The sequence below is a fragment of the Candidatus Polarisedimenticolia bacterium genome (genome assembly GCA_036001465.1).
GTDB lineage: Bacteria > Acidobacteriota > Polarisedimenticolia > Gp22-AA2 > Gp22-AA2 > Gp22-AA3.
Genome location: DASYUH010000079.1, coordinates 1 through 5,481, shown reverse-complemented (window position 1 = coordinate 5,481; position 5,481 = coordinate 1). Strand labels below are relative to the sequence as shown.

At 69.6% G+C, this 5,481-nt stretch carries 6 protein-coding genes; all 6 read right to left on the bottom strand.

The genetic code is table 11. The features are described from left to right. Nucleotides 1–253 precede the first annotated feature (253 nt). Entirely contained in the window at nt 254–997 is a 744-nt protein-coding gene (locus tag VGV60_14710) for a hypothetical protein (protein HEV8702523.1), read from the bottom strand. A gap of 54 nt (nt 998–1,051) precedes the next feature. Then, nucleotides 1,052–1,258 carry a hypothetical protein gene (locus tag VGV60_14705; protein HEV8702522.1) on the bottom strand — a complete coding sequence of 69 codons (207 nt, stop codon included), beginning with the start codon at nt 1,256–1,258 and terminating at the stop codon, nt 1,052–1,054. Nucleotides 1,259–1,482: 224 nt separating this feature from the next. Beyond that, the gene (locus VGV60_14700) at nt 1,483–2,040 is read right to left on the bottom strand and encodes a response regulator (GenBank protein HEV8702521.1); all 558 of its coding nucleotides are present in this window, start codon (nt 2,038–2,040) and stop codon (nt 1,483–1,485) included. Between the two features lie 174 nt (nt 2,041–2,214). Beyond that, nucleotides 2,215–3,585, bottom strand: a complete 1,371-nt coding sequence (locus VGV60_14695; protein ID HEV8702520.1) for a sigma-54 dependent transcriptional regulator — start codon at nt 3,583–3,585, stop codon at nt 2,215–2,217. Next, complete coding sequence (locus VGV60_14690) at nt 3,582–5,093, bottom strand: ATP-binding protein (protein HEV8702519.1); 1,512 nt, start codon at nt 5,091–5,093, stop codon at nt 3,582–3,584. Before VGV60_14690 ends, VGV60_14695 begins: the two co-directional genes overlap by 4 nt. A 73-nt stretch (nt 5,094–5,166) precedes the next feature. Next, a partial coding sequence (locus VGV60_14685) for a lipid-binding SYLF domain-containing protein (GenBank protein HEV8702518.1) occupies nt 5,167–5,481 on the bottom strand: 315 nt, incomplete at its 5' end.

The following is a 5,481-nucleotide window of genomic DNA, read 5'->3' as shown; positions in this document are numbered from 1 at the left end:
CCACCCCACGCTCCCCGCGCCGAGGCTGAAGAACGCGGGTGCGCCCATCCCGCCGCTCTTCTCGCGACAGGTGAAGACGCCGTGACCGAACTCGCCGCCCACGACGAAGGCCCCCTTCTTGATGCCGGGGAAGACCCCGATGCATTAACGCAAACGGCGGCGAATTTGCGACATGTCTCGGGAGCTCTTGGACGTCAGACGCGAGCCGGATTGGACGAGGCGGCCGGTCCCCGCCGCCGTGATTGAGGACACCTCATGTAGCCACCCGATAGCACGGCACTCCGCTGAAGTTCATGGTGCTGGGGAGCGGCGCCAGGTAGCCGAGATCGCGCAGGGAGGACAGGGCGTCCTCGGCGCGCGCGATCGGCCAGCCGAGGACGCGTGCCAGTCCGGGCGGGGTCCAGACCTGTCCCGGATGGCGGTAGGTCGCCCGCGCCGTCGCGAGGAGATCCTGCTCGCGGCGCCCCGGCGGGTGCGAGTCCGCCGCGCCGGTGAGGGACACGATGGCCATGGCCAGGCACAGCCGACCGACGGCGGGTTCGGGACACTCCACCATCACGTCGTAACGACCCGGCGGCCTGAGACGCGCCCCGGTGACGCCGCTGATTCGTCTCTCGTGGGTGATCGCGGACTCGAAATCGATCACGGCATGCTCGATCAGATGGGCCAGCGCGAGGCCCGCATCGAATGGCATGTCGCGGCTCCCCTGCCCGTCCGTGTGGCCCCCGGCGGCGACGGGAACCGGCGGCCGATCCCGGGCGAACACGTGGTAGGCGTGAGGCCCGCGGCACTGGTGCCAGCGGAATGATGGGGAGAATGCGACCAGCGCCGCCTCGACGCCGGTCAGGACCTGGACCGCCCCGGGATCGTCCCACCGAACGTCGAGGGTGGCCCGCAGGAGCGCCCCGCCGCGGGCCATCCTGCGGTTCAATGAAGCCGCCCGATCCAGAGGACCGTACGCGGTCTCGATGACCTGCACCTCGGGATGGTTACGCATGGCGAGACCCGCGGGGCCCCCGCGGCCGGGGGCCCCGCCTGTCTGCAAGGAGGGTCACTTCTCTTCGAACTTCCCTTCTTCGCGATCCAAGGTTCCCTGGAGCACCACGCGATACTCGCCGGTTTCCGGGTTGATCGAGTCCACCTTCGCCCGCGCGACCGTGCTGTGCAGGATCATCTCGCCGATCTTCGTTCGAAGAACACCGGGAGACGTCGGGGTGGTTTCGAGCAACTTGACGTCCTGGATGTGGAACCGTGCCATGGTCCGTCTCACCTCCTCCCGCGCTTAACGCGTTTTGACTTCGTAGGTGCAGTGCAGGACGACCCGGTAGAGGCGCGAGGCGTCCATCTGGCCGGCCGCGACGGGAGTCCCCTTCCTCGGCCTGATCCGGTGGCGAACCTCGCGGACGGAATTCGGAGAGGGAGGCCGATCCCCTGGAACGTCGTGGGCGCGCGATGGAGTCGTCCGGGGGTTCATCGTGGGTCTCACTCCGATGCGGCGCGGTCCGGTGGATCGATCGGGCCCTCGCGATCCGGCCCGTCGCGCCGCGCGGCACTCCGGGAAGGGCGCTGCCAGGCGGAGGGATCCCCTCTCTCTCCTCCTTGAGGTGGCCCGGCGTTGAGCGCCCGTTGAATCTCCGCGACCAGCACGCTCAGGCGGAACGGCTTGGGAAGGAAGGCGAACGCCCCGGAAAGCAGCGCCCGCCTCGCGACGTCCGGGCGCGCGAACGCCGTGACGAAGATGACCGGAATCTCCGGGTAGCAGCGCCTGACGGCGGACAGGAGCGCGAAACCATCCAGGGCGGGCATCTTCCAGTCCACCACCAGGACGTCGATCGGGTCTCCCAGGAGGGTCAGGAATCCCGTATACGTACTGGAGGCGGTCCGGACGACATACCCCTCCTCCCGGAGCGACTCATCGAGGAAGGCGCGCATCGCATCATCGTCTTCCACGACCAGGACGCGCGCCTCGTCCAGGTCGGCCCCCGCCGTCTGGATCCGCCGCTCGTCCCCAACCGTTCCCAGCAACCCTGCCTGTTCCATCGTTCACCTCGAGACGCCCGAATCGGCGCACGCCTCGTGGCATTGCGAGGCGCATGCCAGACCGGCTCTCCGAGGGAAACTGCTGCAGAGTCGGATGTTGTGCAGTCGGGCGGGGAAGGCCGGGCCCGGGCGCGGCGTGAACCGACTGTGGCGCTTCGCCACGTGCGTGGCGATTCAGGGCAGGTCGCGTGTCCGGGTGGCTCCGATCCCGTAGAGCTCGAGCTTGCGGTAGAGCGTCTTGCGATCGAGACCCAGAAGGCGCGCCGCGGCCGCCTTGTTGCCGCGCACCTCGCGCATCGTGCGCACGATGTGGTCGCGCTCCACCTCCGAGAGGGGCCGCGGCGGCCCGCCAGCCGCCGTGACGGACGCGGGACGCGTGCGCAGGCTCTCGGGCAGATCGTCAAGGCGCAGCACGTCGTCGCGACCGAGGACCAGGGCGCGCTCGATCACGTTCTCCAGCTCGCGCGCGTTCCCCGGCCAGGAGTGCCGGAGCAGCGCGTCCATCGCCTCGGGAGACAGGGCGCAGCCCGATCGACCCAGGCGCCGGCCGTGCTTTTCGAGGAAATGCGCGATGAGCGGCACCAGATCGTCCATGCGCTCGCGCAGAGGCGGCACCCGGATGGTGATCACGTTCAGACGGTAGTACAGGTCATGACGGAATCGGCCGCCGGCGACCAGCGACTCCAGGTCGCGATGCGTCGCCGCGACGATCCGCACGTCGACCGGGATCGGAGCGGGGGCTCCCAGGGGGTGAACCTCCTTCTCCTGCAAGACCCTCAGGATCTTGGCCTGCAGCGAAGCCTGCATGTCGCCGATTTCGTCCAGGAGGACGGTCCCGCCCTGCGCTTCCATGAGCAGACCGCGCCGGTCTTCGCGGGCGTCGGTGAACGCGCCGCGCCGGTGCCCGAACAGCTGGCTCTCGAGGAGCGTCTCCGGAATGGCCGAGCAGTTGACCGCCAGGAACGGCCGGGAGCTCCGCCGGCTGCCGGAGTGCAGGGCGCGCGCCAGGAGCTCCTTGCCGGTGCCGCTCTCGCCCGTCAGGAGCACGGGGGTGTCGGCCGTCGCCGCCCGCCGCACGAGATCGAGCACCTGTTTCATCCCGGGGCTCTGCGCCACGATGGCGAAGCGCCGCTCCTCGAACGCCTCCCGCAGGCGCCGCACCTCGTCCCTGAGGTGCTTTTCCCTCAGGGCGCTTTCCACGGTGGCCAGGAGGCACTCCATCCGGAACGGCTTCGCGAGGTAGTGGTACGCGCCGGCCTTGATCGCCCCGACCGCCGTCTCGATGCTGCCGAAGGCGGTGATCATCACGACGGGGAGATCGCGGTCGCGGGCCCGAAGCTCGGCGAGCAGCTCGTCCCCCTGCATGTCGGGCATCCTCAGATCGGTGATCACCGCGTCGACCGGTCCCTCGGACAGCCGGTCCAGCGCCTCGGGGCCGCGCCTGGCCCCGATCACCCGGAAGCCTCGATCGTGCAGCTCCTCCTCGAGGAAGAGCCGCATCTCCTCGTCGTCCTCGACGACCAGCAAGGTGCCGTTGTCCGTCACGACGCCATGTCCCTGGGGAGCGCGCCGGCCTGCGGCGAGACCTCGGGCAGGCACACGGTCAGCCGGGTCCCGCGTCCGGGCTCGCTCTCGATGTCGAAGAAGCCGCCGTGCTCGCGCACGATGCCGTAGGAGACCGACAACCCCAGGCCGGTCCCGCGGCCGACGTCCTTGGTGGTGAAGAACGGGTCGAACACGTGATTCAGGTCCTCCGGCGCAATACCCGTCCCGGTGTCCTCGAACGCGACGGCGATGAACGGCTGCGGGTCGCCGTTCCCTTCGGGGTGCGTCCTGACGACGCGTTGCGCCGAAACCCGCAGGGTCCCGCCGTGCGGCATCGCATCCAGCGCGTTGGTGCCCAGGTTCAGGAAGACCTGATGGATCTGATCGGCGTCGGTCAGGACCGCCCCGGCGCCTCCGGTCAGGTTCGCGACGACCCGCACCCTTCCCTCCTCGAACTTCTGCCCGAGGAGCTCGAGGACCCTGGCGAGGATCGGGGCGAGATCGGTCTTCGCCAGACGCGGCTCGCGCATGCGCGCGAACTCCAGCATGTCGCGGACGATCCGCGCGATCCGCTCCATCTGCGCGCAGATGATCTTCAGGCTGCGCGTCGCCGGCTCGTTCTCGCCCATGGAGCGCAACAGCCGCTCGGCCCTTCCGCCGATGATGTTCAAGGGCGTGCCGATCTCGTGAGCCAGCCCGGCCGCCAGGCGGCCGATCGCGGCCAGACGCTCGGCGTGGCGCATGCGCGCCTCCATCCGCCGCCGCTCCTCCTGCTCCTCCACCAGGAAACGCTGCGACGCCTCCAGGCGCTGGCACATGCCGTTGAATTCCTGCGCCAGCCGGCCGAACTCGTCGGTGCGGCGCACCGGCACGCGGGCGCGCAGGTCCCCCGAGCCGACCTCGCGAAAGCTCGAGGCCAGGTCCGCGATCGGCCGCGCCACGCTGACACGGGTCACCAGGAAGACGATGCCGGTCGTGACCAGGATCATGAGCGTCGTCAGCGTCATGATCGAGTTGCGTGCGGCGCGCGCGTCCTCCTCGATGTACGACTCGAGCTGGAGAAGCTGCAGGGCGCCGAGGATCTGTCCCTTGGTGTCGCGCAGCGGCACGATGAACGTCAGGACGAGCTGATCGTCGAGACGGCCGGGGGTCGCGGAGGGGGTCCCCTTCTCCAGGGCGGTGCGCAGGGCCTCGGCCGCAAGAAAAGGATAGGGCTTCAGGTGGGGGGGATCGTAGATGACCGTCCCCTGCTTGTCGAAGATCCGCAGTCCAAGGACCCGCTCGTACCCCGTGACCTTGTCGATCAGGGCGCGCACGTCCTCGATCTGCCCGTCGCGCAAGGCGTCCTCCAGGGCGATCTGGACCGTCAGGGCCAGGGCGCGCCCTTCGCGGGCGAGCTCATCCTGGAGGAGCTCGCGGCTCTTGCGCTGGTCGATGTAACCGAACAGGACCATCACCAGGATGAGGGGACCCGCGAGATAGAGAATGAGCCTCGTGCCCAGTGTCATGCACGAGTCTAGCCCCGGATGGCGACGCCGACCACCGCGCCCGGAAGGGAACGGGGGCCGGCGTCTGGGTTCCCTACCCGCGCTCGGGGCGGGAGTACCTCGACGCGACTTTCACGAACGGCGCCGCGGAGGCCGGCGTGGGAACGGAGTGGTCCAGCAGGAGCTCGTGCGCCGTCACGGGGGTCCCATAGAACGTCGCGTTGGCTTCCGTGTCCGGCTTCACGACCGCGCCCTCGAGGGCGGCCCCGAGGAAGACGCCTCGTGAGCGGGACCACGACAGGATCTGGGCGTGCAACTGGGCGTCGGTGGCGGCCTTCGCCGTTCGCCCGACCGGGCCTGCAACCGCGGCCGCGTCACCCCCCAGCGTGAACCGGTCCTTGAGGAGGTG

Coding starts and splice junctions, on each gene's coding strand:
- VGV60_14710 (HEV8702523.1), bottom strand. CDS start 997: ATGCGTAACCATCCCGAGGTGCAGGTCATCGAGACCGCGTACGGTCCT.
- VGV60_14705 (HEV8702522.1), bottom strand. CDS start 1,258: ATGGCACGGTTCCACATCCAGGACGTCAAGTTGCTCGAAACCACCCCG.
- VGV60_14700 (HEV8702521.1), bottom strand. CDS start 2,040: ATGGAACAGGCAGGGTTGCTGGGAACGGTTGGGGACGAGCGGCGGATC.
- VGV60_14690 (HEV8702519.1), bottom strand. CDS start 5,093: ATGACACTGGGCACGAGGCTCATTCTCTATCTCGCGGGTCCCCTCATC.